This is a genomic window from Fluviispira vulneris, assembly GCF_014281055.1.
Lineage (GTDB): Bacteria > Bdellovibrionota_B > Oligoflexia > Silvanigrellales > Silvanigrellaceae > Silvanigrella > Silvanigrella vulneris.
Map to the genome: position 1 here is coordinate 93,026 of NZ_JACRSE010000001.1, position 16,814 is coordinate 109,839.

General features: G+C 32.1%; 16 protein-coding genes. 6 read left to right on the forward strand and 10 right to left on the reverse strand.

Features of this window, described 5'->3' with window-relative positions; all coding sequences use genetic code 11:
* Positions 1-277: 277 nt before the first annotated feature.
* Both H7355_RS00360 and H7355_RS00365 read left to right on the forward strand, forming a co-directional pair.
* Positions 278-3,124, forward strand: a complete 2,847-nt coding sequence (locus tag H7355_RS00360) for a DEAD/DEAH box helicase (RefSeq protein WP_186643762.1) — start codon at positions 278-280, stop codon at positions 3,122-3,124.
* A gap of 239 nt (positions 3,125-3,363) precedes the next feature.
* Positions 3,364-4,731: an AMP-binding protein gene (locus H7355_RS00365; protein WP_186643764.1), complete on the forward strand. Its 1,368-nt coding sequence runs from the start codon at positions 3,364-3,366 to the stop codon at positions 4,729-4,731.
* Between the two features lie 41 nt (positions 4,732-4,772).
* On the opposite strand, the gene H7355_RS00370 is transcribed toward H7355_RS00365, so the two are convergent.
* Complete coding sequence (locus H7355_RS00370; protein ID WP_186643766.1) at positions 4,773-5,684, reverse strand: class I SAM-dependent methyltransferase; 912 nt, start codon at positions 5,682-5,684, stop codon at positions 4,773-4,775.
* A gap of 242 nt (positions 5,685-5,926) precedes the next feature.
* Between H7355_RS00370 and H7355_RS16165 the strand changes: the two genes are divergently transcribed.
* On the forward strand, positions 5,927-6,124 hold the full coding sequence (locus tag H7355_RS16165) for an HD domain-containing protein (RefSeq protein WP_222435652.1): 198 nt from the start codon (positions 5,927-5,929) through the stop codon (positions 6,122-6,124).
* Between the two features lie 472 nt (positions 6,125-6,596).
* Here H7355_RS16165 and H7355_RS00380 read toward each other — a convergent pair whose 3' ends face one another.
* The 4 genes from H7355_RS00380 to H7355_RS00395 form a co-directional block, all read right to left on the reverse strand.
* The gene (locus H7355_RS00380) at positions 6,597-7,283 is read right to left on the reverse strand and encodes a substrate-binding periplasmic protein (RefSeq protein ID WP_186643768.1); all 687 of its coding nucleotides are present in this window, start codon (positions 7,281-7,283) and stop codon (positions 6,597-6,599) included.
* Positions 7,284-7,351: 68 nt separating this feature from the next.
* The gene (locus tag H7355_RS00385; protein ID WP_186643770.1) at positions 7,352-7,960 is read right to left on the reverse strand and encodes a hypothetical protein; all 609 of its coding nucleotides are present in this window, start codon (positions 7,958-7,960) and stop codon (positions 7,352-7,354) included.
* Between the two features lie 613 nt (positions 7,961-8,573).
* Positions 8,574-8,786 (reverse strand): zinc ribbon domain-containing protein, encoded by a 213-nt coding sequence (locus tag H7355_RS00390; RefSeq protein WP_315861818.1) that lies wholly within the window; start codon positions 8,784-8,786, stop codon positions 8,574-8,576.
* Between the two features lie 229 nt (positions 8,787-9,015).
* Positions 9,016-9,339, reverse strand: a complete 324-nt coding sequence (locus H7355_RS00395) for a hypothetical protein (RefSeq protein WP_186643774.1) — start codon at positions 9,337-9,339, stop codon at positions 9,016-9,018.
* Between the two features lie 95 nt (positions 9,340-9,434).
* Here H7355_RS00395 and H7355_RS00400 point away from each other — a divergent pair, with 95 nt between their 5' ends.
* The gene (locus H7355_RS00400) at positions 9,435-9,668 is read left to right on the forward strand and encodes a hypothetical protein (protein ID WP_186643777.1); all 234 of its coding nucleotides are present in this window, start codon (positions 9,435-9,437) and stop codon (positions 9,666-9,668) included.
* A gap of 181 nt (positions 9,669-9,849) precedes the next feature.
* Here H7355_RS00400 and H7355_RS00405 read toward each other — a convergent pair whose 3' ends face one another.
* Entirely contained in the window at positions 9,850-10,416 is a 567-nt protein-coding gene (locus H7355_RS00405; protein ID WP_222435621.1) for a LysE family translocator, read from the reverse strand.
* Positions 10,417-10,585: 169 nt separating this feature from the next.
* Positions 10,586-11,326 (reverse strand): hypothetical protein, encoded by a 741-nt coding sequence (locus tag H7355_RS00410; protein WP_186643781.1) that lies wholly within the window; start codon positions 11,324-11,326, stop codon positions 10,586-10,588.
* A 398-nt stretch (positions 11,327-11,724) separates the two neighbouring features.
* Here H7355_RS00410 and H7355_RS00415 point away from each other — a divergent pair, with 398 nt between their 5' ends.
* Complete coding sequence (locus H7355_RS00415; protein ID WP_186643783.1) at positions 11,725-13,035, forward strand: MFS transporter; 1,311 nt, start codon at positions 11,725-11,727, stop codon at positions 13,033-13,035.
* Positions 13,036-13,046: 11 nt separating this feature from the next.
* Here the strand turns inward: H7355_RS00415 and H7355_RS00420 are convergent, their stop codons facing one another.
* The 3 genes from H7355_RS00420 to H7355_RS00430 are packed head-to-tail and all read right to left on the reverse strand — an operon-like array spanning position 13,047 to position 15,957.
* Entirely contained in the window at positions 13,047-14,096 is a 1,050-nt protein-coding gene (locus H7355_RS00420; protein WP_186643786.1) for a PLP-dependent cysteine synthase family protein, read from the reverse strand.
* 22 nt (positions 14,097-14,118) lie between these two features.
* Positions 14,119-14,649: a response regulator transcription factor gene (locus tag H7355_RS00425; RefSeq protein ID WP_186643788.1), complete on the reverse strand. Its 531-nt coding sequence runs from the start codon at positions 14,647-14,649 to the stop codon at positions 14,119-14,121.
* Positions 14,650-15,957: a sensor histidine kinase gene (locus tag H7355_RS00430; RefSeq protein ID WP_186643790.1), complete on the reverse strand. Its 1,308-nt coding sequence runs from the start codon at positions 15,955-15,957 to the stop codon at positions 14,650-14,652. It abuts the gene before it with no gap.
* Positions 15,958-16,180: 223 nt separating this feature from the next.
* Here H7355_RS00430 and H7355_RS00435 point away from each other — a divergent pair, with 223 nt between their 5' ends.
* Entirely contained in the window at positions 16,181-16,711 is a 531-nt protein-coding gene (locus H7355_RS00435; protein WP_186643792.1) for a hypothetical protein, read from the forward strand.
* The last annotated feature ends 103 nt before the right edge of the window (positions 16,712-16,814 follow it).

Here is a 16,814-nt window from a genome sequence, read left to right on the forward strand (position 1 = left end):
TAAACAATGAAAGTATTCTGAAAAACTACTATTTATATATTTTTTTTGAACAAGATTTGATTTTTACTTAGTTTATTGAATCTGGTTGTTGTAAAAATACTTATCTATAAATGGCTTAAAAATATAGCAATTTTGCTTTGATTTTCTTCATCTAACCTTATTTCCCTTGCTCTTCAAACTATAGATGATTATAGCAAATGCTGTATATTCATATTGAGAGGAACTCTTAAGCAGTTCAGTTCTTTGATGAGTTTAGTGTCAATAATTGGAGGAAGTTTTGAAGAAAAAAAGTCGTTCACAAAAGAACTTTGAATGGGAGCGTTCCTCGAGCCGAGATTTAAAATCAACACCCCGTAATCCAAGAGAAAAAAACTTTAGAGAGCGTCTCTCTCAAGATAAAAAAAATCCTCAAAATCAAAATAACTTTTCTTCTCAAAAAAATTTCCAACGAAAAAATTGGCACACATCAGCTCAAAAAGATCCACAAGTCGAATTTGATCAAATCTTGATAGCAAAATTTGGTGAGGAAAAGCTCAGAAAATGTGCTGAAAATGCGAAAGATAAAATTCAGCAGTTGATTCATGGCAATACCGATGCAGTAGAGCTCGGTTTGGCTATGACATCACATGGGGAAAATACCCAAATAAAAAATGATGAGCACAACTCTAAATTGATGCCTCGTTTTGCACCCAATAAATCTTATATAAAAGATGTAAAAAAGCAGACAAAACAAACAGATCCTGATCAACAATTCAGGCAAGAAGAACCACCTGAGCCTATTCCAACGAGAGGTTTTGCGCTTGCGAAATATCGCCGCGAAGTCTTAGCGAGCAAAAGCAATATAAAAGATGAGACAAAAAAAATAGCAATTGAAAAGAATAGCTCTTCTGAAAACTTTAGAGTGACTCCTGGCGGATTGAAACTAGATGAGTGGCAGTACCAAGCTGTCGAAGCTCTCCTCGCCGGCAAACATGTGATCGTCGATGCGCCCACTTCCGCAGGTAAAACGCGAGTTATTGAAGCGTTGCTTGAATATCGTTTAAAAGAGGGCGGACGACTCATTTATACAAGTCCAGTTAAAAGTTTAAGTAACGATAAATATCGTGAATTTAGTGAGAAATACGGTAGAGAAAAAGTTGGTATTAATACAGGAGATTTTAAAGAGAATTTAAGTGCACCCATTATTTTAGCCACCCTTGAAACTTATCGTAACAGCCTATTGGGTATTGAACCGAATATGAACCGTAGGGTTGTTGTTTACGATGAATATCATTTTTTGCAAGATGAGAGTCGTGGAAGTGCTTGGGAGGAATCTCTTATATTAACCCCAAAAGATAGTCAACTTGTTTTACTCTCTGCAAGTGTACCAAATAGTAATGATTTTGCTCAATGGATTACAGGTTTAACCGGTAAAGAAACAGAAGTCGTTAAAGTGACGAAAAGACCTGTTCCTTTAGTGCATATGCTTTATACAAAATTTGGATGGATATTTGCTGAAGATTTAAAATTAAGTTCAGAAGATTTTGTAAATCTTTCAAAAGCAGCAAAACAATTTCGTAAAGACACTCGGCGTTTTCGTGGGCGTGATGTGTACAATTCTTTTGCAAAACCTATTTTACAGGCACTCGAATTAAATATGGGTCCAATTGTTATTTATGCAGGTAGGAGAGCCGATGTTGAAGGAATAGCTTTGAATTTTTCAAAGCAATTGAGACAGACCTTTGAAGGTTCCGAAGCAGAAAAATTAAGAGAGCGACTCAAAACTCTTTCAGGCTATGAATATGTTCCACAAGAATTGCAGCGACTTATTTCTCGCTATGGAATTGCTTTCCACCACAGTGGAATGATTCCTCCAGGACGAGTGGCCATTGAATCTTTGCTAAAAGAAGGGTTGTTAAGAATTTGCTGTGGGACTATGGGAATCAGTTTGGGAGTTAATTTTGCTGTGCGCAGCGCTTTTATTTCCGATGAATCACGACCAAGTGAGGGGGGTGAAACCCGTTATTCTAACACAGAAATAATGCAAATGCTTGGAAGAGCTGGTCGCAGAGGTCATGACAAACAAGGATTTTCTTTATGGTTTAATGCAGGGCGTTATGCTGAGCAAAGACCAAAAGAACGTGAAGAATGTCGCAGTTCTCTTAAATTTGATCCAACGACTGTTATCGGTATTTTAGGACAACACCAAAGTATCGCTTATCTCTCAAATTTTTATCAGAAATCATTTTTTATGATTGGTAAAAATTCATCACAAGTTCTTGTGGCGGATCACGATCTTCTTTCGGGTGCTTTGTATAAAAAATGTGGTTACGAAAATTTAGCATGCAACGATATCCCTCAAATGTATAAAAAGTTTCAAAAGGGAAAAAATCGCTCGGAAATTGCCTGCAATCGTTGTCCCGCAAAGAAAGATTGCCACAATATGATGGCGACAGCGAGAAATAGTACATTAAATAAAATCGTTTCCCACTTGCAAGATGTAGGAGCATTAAATGAATCTGTCCCAACAGAAATGGGAAATTTGGCTCGACATTTTCCTCAAGCGGGTGGGCTCATAATTGCGAATTGGTTGGCACAGGGACATTTAAATAAAGATACATTTTTAGATTATATTCAAGCCATGGCTGCTTTCGGTGCAGCGCATTTTAAAGAAATTCCAGATTCATTTGCTGATATGGCTTTTTTAAATGATTTAAAAATTCCATCTTTAATTGATAAGTATTACCCAAGCACTCTTTTCCCAGAATTATATGACGAAGTTAAATTAAGACGAGGAGAAGAACCGCAAGAAGGAAATGAGCTTGTTTTTAGGGAATTCAACTTAGGTGCTGCTTCTTTGATAAAACATTGGCTCAACCCTAAAACAGAGTGGGAAGATTTAGTAGCAGAGCATTCCTCTAAGTATTTTTCAGCAGGCGATTGTATGAATGTTCTGTTTCGCTTTTCAACCTTTCTACAAAGTTGTGGTAGACTTGGAGATTTTAATCCTGCAATTGCTGCTGAAGCAAAGCGATTACAAAGAATATTATTACGCGAACCACTCGATGCTCGGAACCGTATGTTAGTGGAAGAGGCAAATGAATTGGAAAATGTCCCAGAATCTTTTTCTGAAGTTGAAAGTTAAACGTTAATTTCATTATTTATTAGAAAAAATATGGTCTATAAGAAATTATAGGCCATATTTAAATTTATAAAGATAAATATTATTGTGTTTTTTTATGATATTAATTATATTTTCTAAAAGAATTTAAAAAATCTTAAATTACTTTTTTAAGATTTTTATTATCTTAAGTTTTTTCTTCCTAAAAAATGTCGTAACATTGCAAAAATTATTTATAGTCAACCGATTAGAGGATAAAATTTATGCAATTAATAGAATCTATCTATGATATTTTTTATGTGGAATTTTCAAAATTACTTGGAAAGATAAATAACAAATATAAAGTTCAAATGTTTGAAAAACTAAGATTGAAAAAATTGAGAAAGATTAGCAAATTTGCATTTGCGAACTCAAATTTCTATAGAAAAGTCTTTATTGAAAATGGGATTAGAGAAGAGGATTTAGATAGAATTCAATTTGAGCAGCTGCCAATAATTAAGAAAAAAGATATGATTGATAATATTCAAGATGTCTTTACTGATAAGAGCATAGTGAAAGATGATTTATTCAAGTTTATCCATGATCCTTCTTCTGGTAATATATATAAAGAAAAATATATTTGCTTTACAACCTCAGGAACACTTGGTTTAAAATTACCAATCTTATTTTCTCTTAAGGATTTCAATAAAGTAATCATTAACACTCTTTTCTATAACACATTTCCAATTAAATTTTTAATTGGAAAGAAGACACGTGTGACAATGATTGGTCTAATTGAAGGAAGAAGTGCAGGCATAACATTTTTTAAAAACCTTCCAAATTTAATTTATAATAAAAAGTCTATCTCTCTTTTACTGCCAATCCCAAAAATAGTAGAAGAACTCAATAGTTTTAATCCAGAAATGCTTATTTCTTATCCTGGAGTGTTTGTATCATTACTTGAGTATAAAAAAAATGGAAAATTACGAATATCACCTAAAAAAATAGTTCTTTCAGGTGAAATTTTAACAAAAGAAAATGCAAAAAAAATTCGAGAGACTTTTAACTGTGAAGTTGTCAATTCTTATGGGTCATCCGAATGTCTTATAGTGGGTACGCAGCAGAATGATAAACCTTATTTAATATTTCCAAATACGTGCCATATAGAACTTGTTGGACATGATAACAAACCTGCACCTGTAGGAGAATTGGGTAGAATCGTAATAACAAATTTTCAAAATTTCAGTCAACCATTTATTCGTTATGATATCGGAGACTTTGCTGTAAATACAGTAAATGAATTTGGCGAGTTTAGTTTTGATGGAGTTGCTGGAAGGAATTATAAGCCAATTTTATTTCAAAACAACGAAGGTGAAAAATTTGAAATATTTCACTGGACTTTTTATACCTATATTCTCTATGCAGCAGGGATTTATAAATCGCAAATGCGTATAGGTAATAACTGTTTTAAAACCTTTCTAGTAGGTACACAGGAATGTATTGAAAAATGTAAAAATAATTTTGATGAATTACTTAAAAGCTTAGGTGCTGAGAAATCTGTTAAATTTAGTTTCGAAAAAGTCGATGACATAAAGCCTGAATCTAATGGGAAAATACCATTTATAATATTTGATGATTCTTTGAATTATTAATGAAAAATGATGATAAATATGTATGCAAAATATTTGCATACTTAATTTGTTGCCCAAGTGATATATTCGCCACTCGGTATTTTCAGTTTATGTTGTTTTTGGTCTTTTACATAATATTTTTTTAAATTTTCACCATTTGTGTGCTCACCCGGTGAAAATTTTAAACTCTGCAATAGACTATCAATTTCATCCGGGTTCAAAGACCATATAAGGGGTTCTTTATTTAATTTAAGGAAAATATTTGATAAGAAAGCCTGACTGCTAAAAAAAGGTTTTCCATTTTTATCAGGGATTAAGTAAGTAAAAATAAAACTTGCTTTATTCTTTGGAAAATTATTCATAATTTTTAAATTTTCCTGCACTATATCGAGAGGTAAATACATAAATAAACCTTCTGCAAGAAAAATAGTTTTTTTATCAAATGAAAAATTCTTTAAATTTTCCAAAACAGTGTGTAATTTTTTTTGTGCAAGATCCACCGGAATTAAAAATAAATTGTCTCTATTTTCTTTTTGATAATTTTCGAGCATTCTCTGTTTAACTTTTTGCGTCTCGGGATGGTCGATTTCAAATACGTTCACAGATTGTATTTCTTCACTGATCCTAAGGCCTAATGAGTCAGCGCCAGCTCCTAAAATCACAATCTGCTCAGTGCCTGAAAAAAGATTATTTGTTAAAATGATCTCTTCAATTTTTTTCTTGCGCAACAAAAAATAGAGATTGAAGCCTGGTGCAACCGTATTCTCAAATGCTTGCATTAGTAGACGGGAAAACAAAAATCTTCCAGAATTTTTAAAGACTATGGATTTCCAGCCAAAAGCAGTTTTCAAAAATTTTTCGTTAATTTCCTTAGCTTTTTCAGGTACGAAATATTTAAGTTCAGGATTTTTACTTGAATAAGCAATACTTCTTGAGATAAAAAGAGCAGTGGAACTTGCTTTATTTGCTTTCATAAGACTCCTTTGAGAGAATAGTAATTTTATAAAAATTACCATGAGGGTAGCATGCAAAACTCAATTTGGTAATATGTGAGGATTTATTATTTTATGTACTTCCTTGAACAATTTTTCTTATTAAAATGGAATTAAAGTTAAAAAATTAATTTACAATTATATAAATTAATATTATTTTCCTAAAAATAAAGGAGATTGTGATGGATTTATAAAATTTTGAGCGTATTGATAGAGAATTATTTCTGGGCTGGGCGAAAGTAAAGCGAGATAAGGAAATAAAGGGGAATTCACTCAATGAATATCATGCTGTAATTTATCACTTACTCGATACAGGGGCTTGTGCGCATGAAATTTTAAACCGTGAGCCTCTGTTGATTGAAAATATGGGATCACCATTTTTGAAAATTTACTCGCCAAAACTAACTTTCCTACACGAGTAGTGCTGATCCGAATCAGAAAAGAATAACCGCTTAATCGCAAAAAGTTTCCCTACTTGCGTAGTGCTGATCCGAACGAATATATCGGCGCTGGAAAATCGGCCATAAACATTATTATTCTTTAGAAAATCATACTATTTTTTGGCAATTAAATTCGACCTCGTGAGATTTGTAAGAAGAAAATTCAAGACATTTAAAAATATCTATCTCAGAGAAACATTTCTTATTAGAAAAATACAAAAACAAAACTCTAAATTATTTTAATTTTTGAAAAACGCTAAATGGATTTAATAAATGATTGAATTATAGGAAGTATGAGTCAATAGGTTCACCAACTATTCTGAGAAAATCTAGGGAGTAATTTCCCTAGTTTACTTAACCATTTCATGCTGAAAATATATTATGAAACTATTAGAAAAAATAAAACAAAAGTATTATTAGGTATCGGTTGATACTTCTAAGTGCAGAGAAGACTTCACTTAGAGCATTCTTTTATTAAAGAATTAAATTTTTTAACCGCATTTTTATTATTTGCAACAAATTGTTTTGAAAAATAGAAAACTAAGTCGTTTTCAGAATGAAAAAATATTTTGAATTTGCTCTCATTCCAATTTCTTTTTTTTATCTCTTCTGTAGCGGCTTCAAATGGAGATAAAAAAGCATCAAATCGATTTGCTTCTAGCATATCAAAAAGATAAGTAACATCTTTTGGTGATGCAACTATATTATATTTTTGTTCAATTAAAAAATTTTCAGGTCCAGTTCCAATTTTTGCAGCAACTTCAGCCTTTTCTTTAAATTCTTTTAAATTTGGATTTAATGAGGAAGTGCTTTTTAAATACCAATACCATCTATAATTTGCAATTTTATTAGTGGGAATAGCATAATTATTTCGTTCATCAGTTATTCCGGCAGAATAAAAGGCGTGTGCTTTACCCAATTTAACTTCTTCTTGTGCTCTTTTCCAGGGCAAAACTCTAATTTCATATTTTAATTTCATCTTTTTTAATACACATTCCACTACTCTTGTTGCAGAACCTTCAAATTTATTTCCATTAAAATATTGATATGGAGGCCATTCTTGAGTGTTGACAAGCAAATTATTAGCAGAAATTGAAGTAGAATATAATATGCAAATAAATAAAATAGCTCTTTTATACATAATTAAAAGTCCTATTTGTTTCTTGAATTAGTAAATAGAAAATTTTTAGTAAACATATTCCCATTTTCTTATCTGTTACTTTGGATCTCATTAGTCAATATTCTATTGCATTCTTTTTTATAATTTACACTATTCAGAAGTATTTTTTTTCTAACAGGTATGCTGGGAGAAAATGTTTCTATAGCTATAAATTTTAAATTATTAACGTTTTTTACTTGAATTCTGAATTTTGCCTTTATTTTTGTTACACGCTCTCTAATTGCTTTAGATAAAATATTTTTGCTTAAATCAACATATTTCCCAAATAAATTATTAACTTTATAGGGGAGTTTTGAACTAATTGCCTGTTCAATATACTTTGAAATTACATTTCTGCATTTAAAAAAACTTGCTTTTTGAGTCCCTTTTTTTTTGTTTAATTCCTGTTTTATTGTCACACATATGAGAATATTTTTTTTAATTATATCATTATGGCAGATTGAAAAACTCTGATGAGTTTCAGATAGCAAAACGCCCTTTGATTTTAAATTCTCTGCTTTTATTGACTGCCAATCTGATGGTCGTTTAGCAAGAAAGTATTTTTCGTGCAAAGATATTGCGAGTGCTTGTTTGTGCTTAATTTTTTTTCTATTCAAGAAAACGACAAACGCTTTGTAAATTTTAGATTTCAATATCATTTATTGCCTCTGTGAATTAACCTCAATATACGTATGTGCAAAAAGTACCATGTTTTTAATCATAATTCAATTTTCCTTGAGAAATGTCAGTTATTAATTGATATAAATGTGTGGGACGAAATCACTGACATTTGTCCTACAAAATTGACAGTTGAAAACATAAATAATTGATATTACTTGATGGTTCATCAGCTTGTCTCATTGAAGAAAACTTGATTTTTGGCATATATCCCATAATAACAGGATGAGCAGATCTAACGGAAGAGAGAAAACATGTTAAGAACAATTATAACAACTTAAAAGTGGTTGAGGCTAGCACCATTGCTTAAAGAATTTAAAAATCATTTTTCAAATAGACATAGAATTTTCATGGTAGCCTTATTTTGTAAGCTACGAGCAGGAGCTCCATGAATACAAGTAAAATACACATAGCAGACTCACATGGAAATCTTTTAGACTCTATTATAAGTGAAGTCCAAATTCACGGAAATGAACTGCTTCATCCATAATTACGCAGTAATTATGGATGGAGTTTCGTGATTCAGAACGCCCGAAGGTGTTCCAGTGCACAGAGCCGGTCTCCGGTATCTTGTTCATAATTCAATTTTTTCGTCTATTTTAACGAACCAAGCGCAAATTTAAGCATAACAAGTGAACTATTTACATCACGAGATATTGAAAATCCACAATGACAATTGTGAATTCGTTCGGATAAGTCATTTTTTACAATATCTGAACAAGATGCGCTTCTTTGGCTTTGCATTAACTTTCTTGTCTCTAATTCTTCTAATTCATACGCAGCAACTTCTGCTTTCACAAGAACCACTTGAAGGAATTGAGACGGAGAGGTATCTAAAATACTTTTATTTAAACCCGCCTTTCTTGTAGCACCATTTGGAAGATACGCCCTGTCTATTGTTTGAATTTAATATTTATCTTGAAAGTTTTTGTTGAACTTTTTCAATTATTTCTGATGCTCTTCTTACGAAGTGAGGGTTTTTAATTGCACTTAATTGCTGCGCTTCATTTGCTATGGTTAAAAAAGTTGTTACTTCCTAATCAAATGCATGGATATGTGTATCAGAATTTCTTTCTAGCACACATTGATATGTTACAGAAATAATCCAGTCTTCATCTTTTCTAAGTACTTCCATTGTTTTTGGGGTATCGCCATTCATTGACATTCCTCGTATTTGAATTTTGTCCACTCCAGAAATGCGAACAGTACCGCCACGTGCTTTTTTCTTTTTTGCTTGAAAAGTATCAATCATCAAGCCATCACTATATGTTTTATATCCCCAACCTAAAATGCGATCATAGGATTTAAATAGAGGAAAACCAACCGTTTTACATATGAACTTGTTGCAAAGCTCTCGCATGTGATCTGTTACATCTCTTTAAATATCTAAGATTGTTGACAATCTATTGGAAAAACGATACGAAGTCTTTGTTATTCAATGAAAGGACAATTAAAATGAAAATAATTTCTGTTTGCTTATTTTGTCTAACTTTTTCAAATTTTTCAAATGCTATGTCAAATAATGAGTCAGCATTATCGACACCAAAAAAGTTAAGTTGTGAAAACATTGTCTCACCTGAGAGTCCGCAAATATTTAAATTTGGACTTCTCATATATTCTTCAGATTCAAAAGTTGATAAAGGATATTTAACTTATACAGAAAATCTTGTTGAAGAATATACCATGTAGTTTGATATGAAAATATTAAACCAAGATAATAATTATGTTGATGTCGAAGTGGATTCTCAGCCATATAATGTTAAGTTAGACAAAAATAACTACACAGCAAAGATTTCTCATGAAGGGAAAGATTATTATACTTGTAAATAATATCTTTTTCTTTGTTTAAAAATTGATCTTACAAAAAATATTATTCATAGAAAATAAATACTGCAAATAACGTCAGTACAAATCCTGTTGATATGTTTAACCAACCCTTTATGTGTGGCTTCTTTAAAGCCGCACTGGTAAATGAGATGAATATTGTAAGAAAAGTAAACCATAAAAAAATATTCATTGAGTGAATCGTAACAAGTTCAAAACCTCTTTTTATATTGTTCTCACTGGCAATAAAATTTGGAAAGGCAGCAATATAAAATATAGAAACTTTAGGATTGAGTATTTGCGTGATAAAACCATCAATGTAACTTTTTGAAAATTCCACAGGCTTAGCTTTGAAGTGAACAGAAGCATTCATTTTTTGTTTTACTTTTATATTTTTCATGCCAGAAATTATGGATTTTATTCCCATATAGAGAAGATATGTTGCTCCTAATAACTTAACAGCTAAAAAAAGTGACTTGTTGTTCAGTAAAATTGCAGACACTCCAAGAATTGACAGAGCTCCATGTAAATATGTTGCAGAACAAAGACCCAAAACATTGGCCATGGAGTTTTTTTTGCCAAGTCTTGACGCATTGTCAATTATAAGAGCCATATTTGGCCCTGGAGAGATTACTAAGAAAAAAGAAATAATAAAGAATGTTATGAGTGGATTGGTCATTTTACATTTAATTCCGACATTGTTTTTCCTTCGATTATTAAATTTCTGTAAATTTATGTTTTATAATGATAAATTTTTTCCAATAAAAAATGTAAATATGTGCTTAAGCATCACTTTCTTCTTCTTTGCTGATAATCACAGGCTGCGAAAATGCATTCTGCATATAAGTTAATAATTCAAATAAAGAATCTATTAATTTTTCGGGATCATTATTTTCGGGGCTGAGAGAGATTGACGTTGGTGAAACTGTATAGCTTATGCTTGGATAATGACATTCGTGTATACCTAAGCAAGATTCTTTTTGTGAGTATATCAATCGGTGATTCCAGAAATGCCCTTTAGGAGAATAAAAATCTTTTTTTTCTTGCACGCTAAGTTCTTGAAACTGATCGTGAAATAAATTACTGTCAAAAACGATTTGCTTTTGTTTTTCCATATCAAATAAGAGACATCCATTTTTTTCATTTGGGTCAGTCGTGTTTATGCTTATATCTTTTAAGTAAAAGTAAAATTTATTTGATATTTTGCATTTATAAATTTTTGCACTGGATGTAGATGTGTATTTTTTAAAACGTGCAAGAATTTTTTCTTCCTCTGTCATGGTAACTGTTTTAAAAGACTGGCTGTGCCAGTTTTTTAAAATTTCTTGAGTATTTGAATTGTTTTCTTTAAAGCAAACAACAGCATCTATTCCGCAATAAGGGCAAAGAGCAGTGAGATTGTTATCAATATACTCTTTTATTTCAATTGTCTCATACGTTTTTAAGCAATAGTAACAGGAACAATTTTTATATTTTTCAATTATATGCTTGTTCTTAAAGCTTAATTTGCTTTGCTCATTCATTCTATCTCCGAGAAATTTATGTATTTCAGTTTAAGAAAATTAATCCTTTTTTTGCTGCCCATTTTTGTAATCTGAACTTTACTTTTTATGAAAAATTTCTCAATAACTAAATAACGATATAACTCTATTTGCAGATTTTGCAAAGCCTTTTTTTCAATTCTGTTTATAGGTATTTTAATAAAACAGTAATCACTCAATGGTATATCGATTAAAATAAAATCTCTCAGCCGATTTTAGCAAAAATCATTTTTTGCAAAAAAACGGGTATAAATTTATATTGATATGTTGTAAATTCATTTTTATGATTAAAATAATTAGAAAATAATTGAAAATATCTCTGAAATTGTTAAGATAAAGCTCTTGATTAGTGGAATAAACGTTTTAAATTAGAGGCTTATATGGAACAGACAGAATCAGCTCCTATCGAGCAAAGTGAAAACAGCAATACATCCAACTCACTCAGTCGGGAAGAAATCAAAACATTTTCTATTTCAGCCCTGGGTGGTTCCTTAGAATTTTATGATTTCGTTGTCTATGTCTTTTTTGCTCAAATAATTGGTCAATTGTTTTTTGATACAAGTACAAAAGTTGGTTCATTATTAATATCATTTACAGTTTTTGCAAGTGGTTATTTAGCAAGAGTTTTAGGTGGAGTGCTATTCAGTCACTTTGGTGACAAAAGTGGGCGGAAAAATTCTTTTGCCTTAACCGTTTTTCTAATGGCCGCACCAACTTTTATTATCGGAATTCTACCGACTTATGCACAAATTGGGATCACCGCAACCTTTTTATTGATAGCCTGTCGAATTGCACAAGGACTTGCTATTGGTGGAGAAATCCCTTGTTCCATAACTTTTATTTATGAACATGCACATAAATCGAGAAGAGGATTTGCTTGTGGGGTGCTTTTCTGTGGAATTATTTTAGGAATTTTTCTTGGCTCTTCAGCAGGTGCTCTGCTCAATCACTATTTAACCAAAGAGGAACTTTATTCCTGGGGATGGCGATTGCCATTTTTAGCTGGCGGTGTCTTGGGGTTAATCGGTGTTTATTTACGTAGATTTTTAAAAGAAACCCCTGTATTTAAAAAAATGAAAAAAGAAAATATCAAGTTACCAGTATCCCTTGTAATTGCGGAATATAAATTTGAACTATTGCAAACAGCTGTCAGTATTTTAGCTTTAGCAGTTGCTGTGACTCTTTTTTTACTCTACTTACCAACATATTTAAATGTTTATCATGGTTTTGAAGCAGATGATATTTTATTTATCAATTCAGTAGCTGTTTTTGTTTATGCTATTATAATTATTTTAGGTGGTATTTTATGTGATAAAATCGGACCTAAAAAAGTGCTGAATTTTGGGTTGATCCTTTTAATTATTTTTTCCTATCCAATATTTTATTTTTTTAGACCTGATAATTTTAATTCTATTTATTTTTGTTATGCTATTGTGTCAGTGGCGACAGCCTGTATTACTGCTGGAAGTATTTATCTTTTAGCCCAATCATTTCCTACCAAAATCCGGTATTCTGGTGCATCTTTGAGTTATAATCTAGCCTTTGGGATATTTGGTGGATTTACTCCCTTGATAGCCACGACCTTGATTAAAGAAACTGAGTTAAAAGCATCTCCGGCTTTTTATATGATTCTAGTTTCAACGATTGCTTTAATTTTAAATTTCTTTCATTCTAAAAAAGAAATTGAGTGAGAGTTAAAATATTAAGAAAAAAACTTTTTAAGCTCAGTTGAGTAGGGTTCTAATTGAAAACCATTCTTCTTAATCCACTCACTATTGTAATATGTTTTTAAGTAGCGAGAGCTTGAGTCACAGAATAAGGTAACAATGGAACCTCTTTCTCCTTTTTTCTTCATTTTTTTAGCAATTTCATAAACTCCATATAAATTCGTTCCCGTTGAAGGTCCCCGCGCATAAGCCATTTCATTGGCTAAAAAATGCATTGCAGCAATGGATGCTGAGTCGGGAACCTGAATCATGTGATCGACTATATTTTTTATAAATGATTTTTCAACCCGCGGTCTGCCTATCCCCTCGATACAAGAGCTTCTATTGATATGAGCATCCTCAGAAACTTTACCGTTAAAATAATCATAAAATATAGAATTTTCAGGATCGACTACGCAAACCTTTGTGTTATATCCTTGGTAGCGGATGTAGCGTCCGATTGTAGCACTCGTACCACCTGTACCAGCACCAATCACAATCCAAGTAGGAATAGGATACCGTTCTTGCTCCATCTGCTGAAAAATAGATTCAGCGATATTGTTATTGCCACGCCAATCCGTTGCTCGTTCTGCATAAGTAAACTGATCCATAAAGTGACAATTTTTATTTTTAGAAAGTTTTTCTGCTTCCTCAGGCACTTGAGTTGCATTGTCGACCAAATGGCATTTGCCACCATAAAATTCAATTTTTAAAATTTTTTCTTTTGAAGTATTCTTAGGCATAACTGCAATAAACTTGAGTCCTAGCATTCGGGCGAAATAGGCCTCTGAGACTGCTGTCGAACCTGATGATGCTTCTATAATTGTACTTTTTTCGTTTATCCAACCATTGCAAAGTGCATAAAGAAACAACGAACGAGCCAGTCTGTGTTTGAGGCTACCAGTCGGATGTGCGGCTTCATCTTTAAAACAAATGTCTATCCCTTCGAGGGAGGGAATATTTGCTTTAAAAAGATGTGTGTCAGCTGAGCGATTAAAATCTGCATTTATTTTTTTTATTGCAATATTTAGCCATTCTTGACTCATTATAGACTCCAAGTTTTATTAATTATTTTCGTGGTGGATATTTTTTTAATTTTCTTTGCAAACTTTGCCGATGCAACCCTAATTTTTTTGCAGCATTGGTGATATTGCCTTGGCATTCAGCTAAAACATATTCAATATATTCTCTTTCATGTCGTGCGAGACTTGGAGAGCTATCATTGACTGGATTGTTGAGAATTTGTTCTGAAGTCTCTTCTTCAAATAATGCTTTTTCAAGTTGTGAGAAATTGATTGGTTTAGTGAGATAATTCACAGCACCTTTTTTCATTGCTTGGACAGCCGTTGCGAGACTTGGATAACCTGTGAGCATCACGATTCGACATGCAGGTGAGATATTATGTATTTTTTCGACACATTGAATGCCATTGTCGTTTTTTAAACGGAGATCCACCACAGCGTATTGAATAGGAATATCAGGAATTTCACTCATATTTTCGATGGCTATAATTTCAAAACCTCTGTCTTCAAACTCAAGGGCAAGAGATGTGCGAAAGTCTTCATTGTCTTCTAATATTAAAATCTTTTTTTTATGCATTTATATTTGGCCTCCCTCATAAATAGGAATGAGAAACCGTGCGCAGGCTCCTTGTTTGTTATTATTTTCCAATAAAAAATGTCCTCCCACTGCAGATGCAAAAGTAAATGCATTATAAAGGCCAAGACCAACACCATCTGTTTTTGTTGTCACAAAAGGCTGGCCGGCATATTTTTGCACGACTTCTGGCCAACCAGAACCTTCATCTAATATGGAAAGAGAGATATATTTATTTTCGATACTTAAAGTAACTAAAATTGGAATATATTCGTATGACTTTTTGGTGCTTATTGTAGCCTGCTCTGCATTGTCAAGAATATCTACAAATGCTTTTGTAAAAGCCAATACAGGTATAAAACATTCTACTTTTTCTGCATCTTCATTTATATATACACTTGCTCTGCGGGTTTTAGTATTCCAACTTTGGCTGATATCTTTTATAATTTGTGCAATGTTTTTCTTTTCAAAATTTGTTTTTTCATTTGATAAACTGCTTTTGCTCATTTGGCGAATCGCATTTTCACATTGTGACACGGCTTTGAGAATAGTTTTATAATCATCATTTTCATACAAATGATTTTTACGTGCCAATCTTTCTACTCTTAATTTAATTGTATTGAGAGGGGTGGCAAACTCATGAGAAAAGCCAGAAGAAAGTGCTCCAAGGGCTCTTAATTTATCGATGCGATTGTTTTCTGCTTGCAATTTTTCTGAAAATTTCTTTTGTAAACTCAGGGAACAGGTTAACCAATATGTTAAGATAAAAATAAGTAAACTAACAGTGATTTGCGAAGGAATTAGAATTTGACTTGAAGTTGGTCCTTTGCTGATAGCAGGTGGCATATCTGCAGGAGAATGTAAAAGTAAGACGCTTGAAATAACAATTAAACAAAAGATTAGGGCTGTTCTTCCTCTTAATAGTATTGCTCCTAAAGAAATATGCAAAAAGATAATAGGAAGAAATGGATTCCAAGCACCGCCTGTTAAAATTAATATAAAAGTAACAGCGCTAAGATCACAAAGCAGCTGAAAAAATATAATTCCGTTAGAGATACTTTTAAGTTTTCGAGTTAAATAATAAGCACATATATTAAGAAATGCTAAATTAACAATTGTAAAAAGATATACAGAAATATAGGCTCGGTTTATCCATCCATGGTTCAAAGCAAAATGCAGGCAAATCATTTGTGATAAAATTGCCAACCAGCGTAAGCGGATAAGCCATGTGAGTTTTGTTCTATTTTCATCTGGAAAGCCATGTCCCAAAATAAAACCAGAAATTTTTCTTTGCAAGAGTCTGTCTGACATTTGATATCCATATTTTTTAAATGCTCCTTAATGGAGCTCTTTCTGCATATTTAACTCATATAAAAAACAATACCAAGGGGTTTGCTCGTCTTTTTTAAAGAGATTTTTTAAATTTCTTTGAATCAATTCATGAAGCACTTTCTTTTTCTTTTAGATCTGCTAGCTCTATTGTTTGTCAGTTGACAGGACTGTATTCATTTTGATTTGTATGAGGAGTTATTAAGTGGCAAAAATTACAAAAATATTATTAATAGTTGGATTGTTAGTCGGAGCTATTGCAGTCCTTCTGCTCAATCGGAAGAAAGACACTGAAGTGAAAAGTGAAAAATCCAACGAGCTTTTGATGACAACAAGTATTTATAATAAAGAAACTGGTAAATTGGATGAAGCACCGAGTCACACTCCTGAAAGCTATTTTGGTTCACTAACCTTTATTGGGAATGAACCAAATTCGAAAGATATGGCCCAGGCTATTTTATGTGTTGATCAAGTTGCTGATATTGAAAAAATAGATCTCTATATGCCGGATATGGGACATGGAACTCAGCCTCCTGTTGTGAACAAACATGAAGACATGCCAGTTGCATATAAAGATAAAATTTCTGATAAATTAAAAGAGAAGGCTGCTGCAAATCCGTATTTTGGCTGTGTGCATATTTCTTCGATGCAATTATATATGCCAGGTTTATGGCAAGTGCGTGTATTTTATAAAAATGACACAGTTGGTTTATTTGATTTTAATATAAAAGACTAGAATTCTTTCGAAAACATATTCGATTTCTAAAATACATTTCCTAATCTGATTAATGAACTTGCAATTTTAAATATAAAGTATTTTAGAAATAATTTATCGGTTA

Excerpts from the sequence above, each read along its gene's own strand:
- H7355_RS00365 (WP_186643764.1), top strand. The coding sequence starts at position 3,364 with ATGCAATTAATAGAATCTATCTATGATATTTTTTATGTGGAATTTTCA.
- H7355_RS00370 (WP_186643766.1), bottom strand. The coding sequence starts at position 5,684 with ATGAAAGCAAATAAAGCAAGTTCCACTGCTCTTTTTATCTCAAGAAGT.
- H7355_RS00380 (WP_186643768.1), bottom strand. The coding sequence starts at position 7,283 with ATGTATAAAAGAGCTATTTTATTTATTTGCATATTATATTCTACTTCA.
- H7355_RS00385 (WP_186643770.1), bottom strand. The coding sequence starts at position 7,960 with ATGATATTGAAATCTAAAATTTACAAAGCGTTTGTCGTTTTCTTGAAT.
- H7355_RS00395 (WP_186643774.1), bottom strand. The coding sequence starts at position 9,339 with ATGCGAGAGCTTTGCAACAAGTTCATATGTAAAACGGTTGGTTTTCCT.
- H7355_RS00400 (WP_186643777.1), top strand. The coding sequence starts at position 9,435 with ATGAAAATAATTTCTGTTTGCTTATTTTGTCTAACTTTTTCAAATTTT.
- H7355_RS00405 (WP_222435621.1), bottom strand. The coding sequence starts at position 10,416 with ATGGCTCTTATAATTGACAATGCGTCAAGACTTGGCAAAAAAAACTCC.
- H7355_RS00410 (WP_186643781.1), bottom strand. The coding sequence starts at position 11,326 with ATGAATGAGCAAAGCAAATTAAGCTTTAAGAACAAGCATATAATTGAA.
- H7355_RS00415 (WP_186643783.1), top strand. The coding sequence starts at position 11,725 with ATGGAACAGACAGAATCAGCTCCTATCGAGCAAAGTGAAAACAGCAAT.
- H7355_RS00420 (WP_186643786.1), bottom strand. The coding sequence starts at position 14,096 with ATGAGTCAAGAATGGCTAAATATTGCAATAAAAAAAATAAATGCAGAT.
- H7355_RS00425 (WP_186643788.1), bottom strand. The coding sequence starts at position 14,649 with ATGCATAAAAAAAAGATTTTAATATTAGAAGACAATGAAGACTTTCGC.
- H7355_RS00430 (WP_186643790.1), bottom strand. The coding sequence starts at position 15,957 with ATGTCAGACAGACTCTTGCAAAGAAAAATTTCTGGTTTTATTTTGGGA.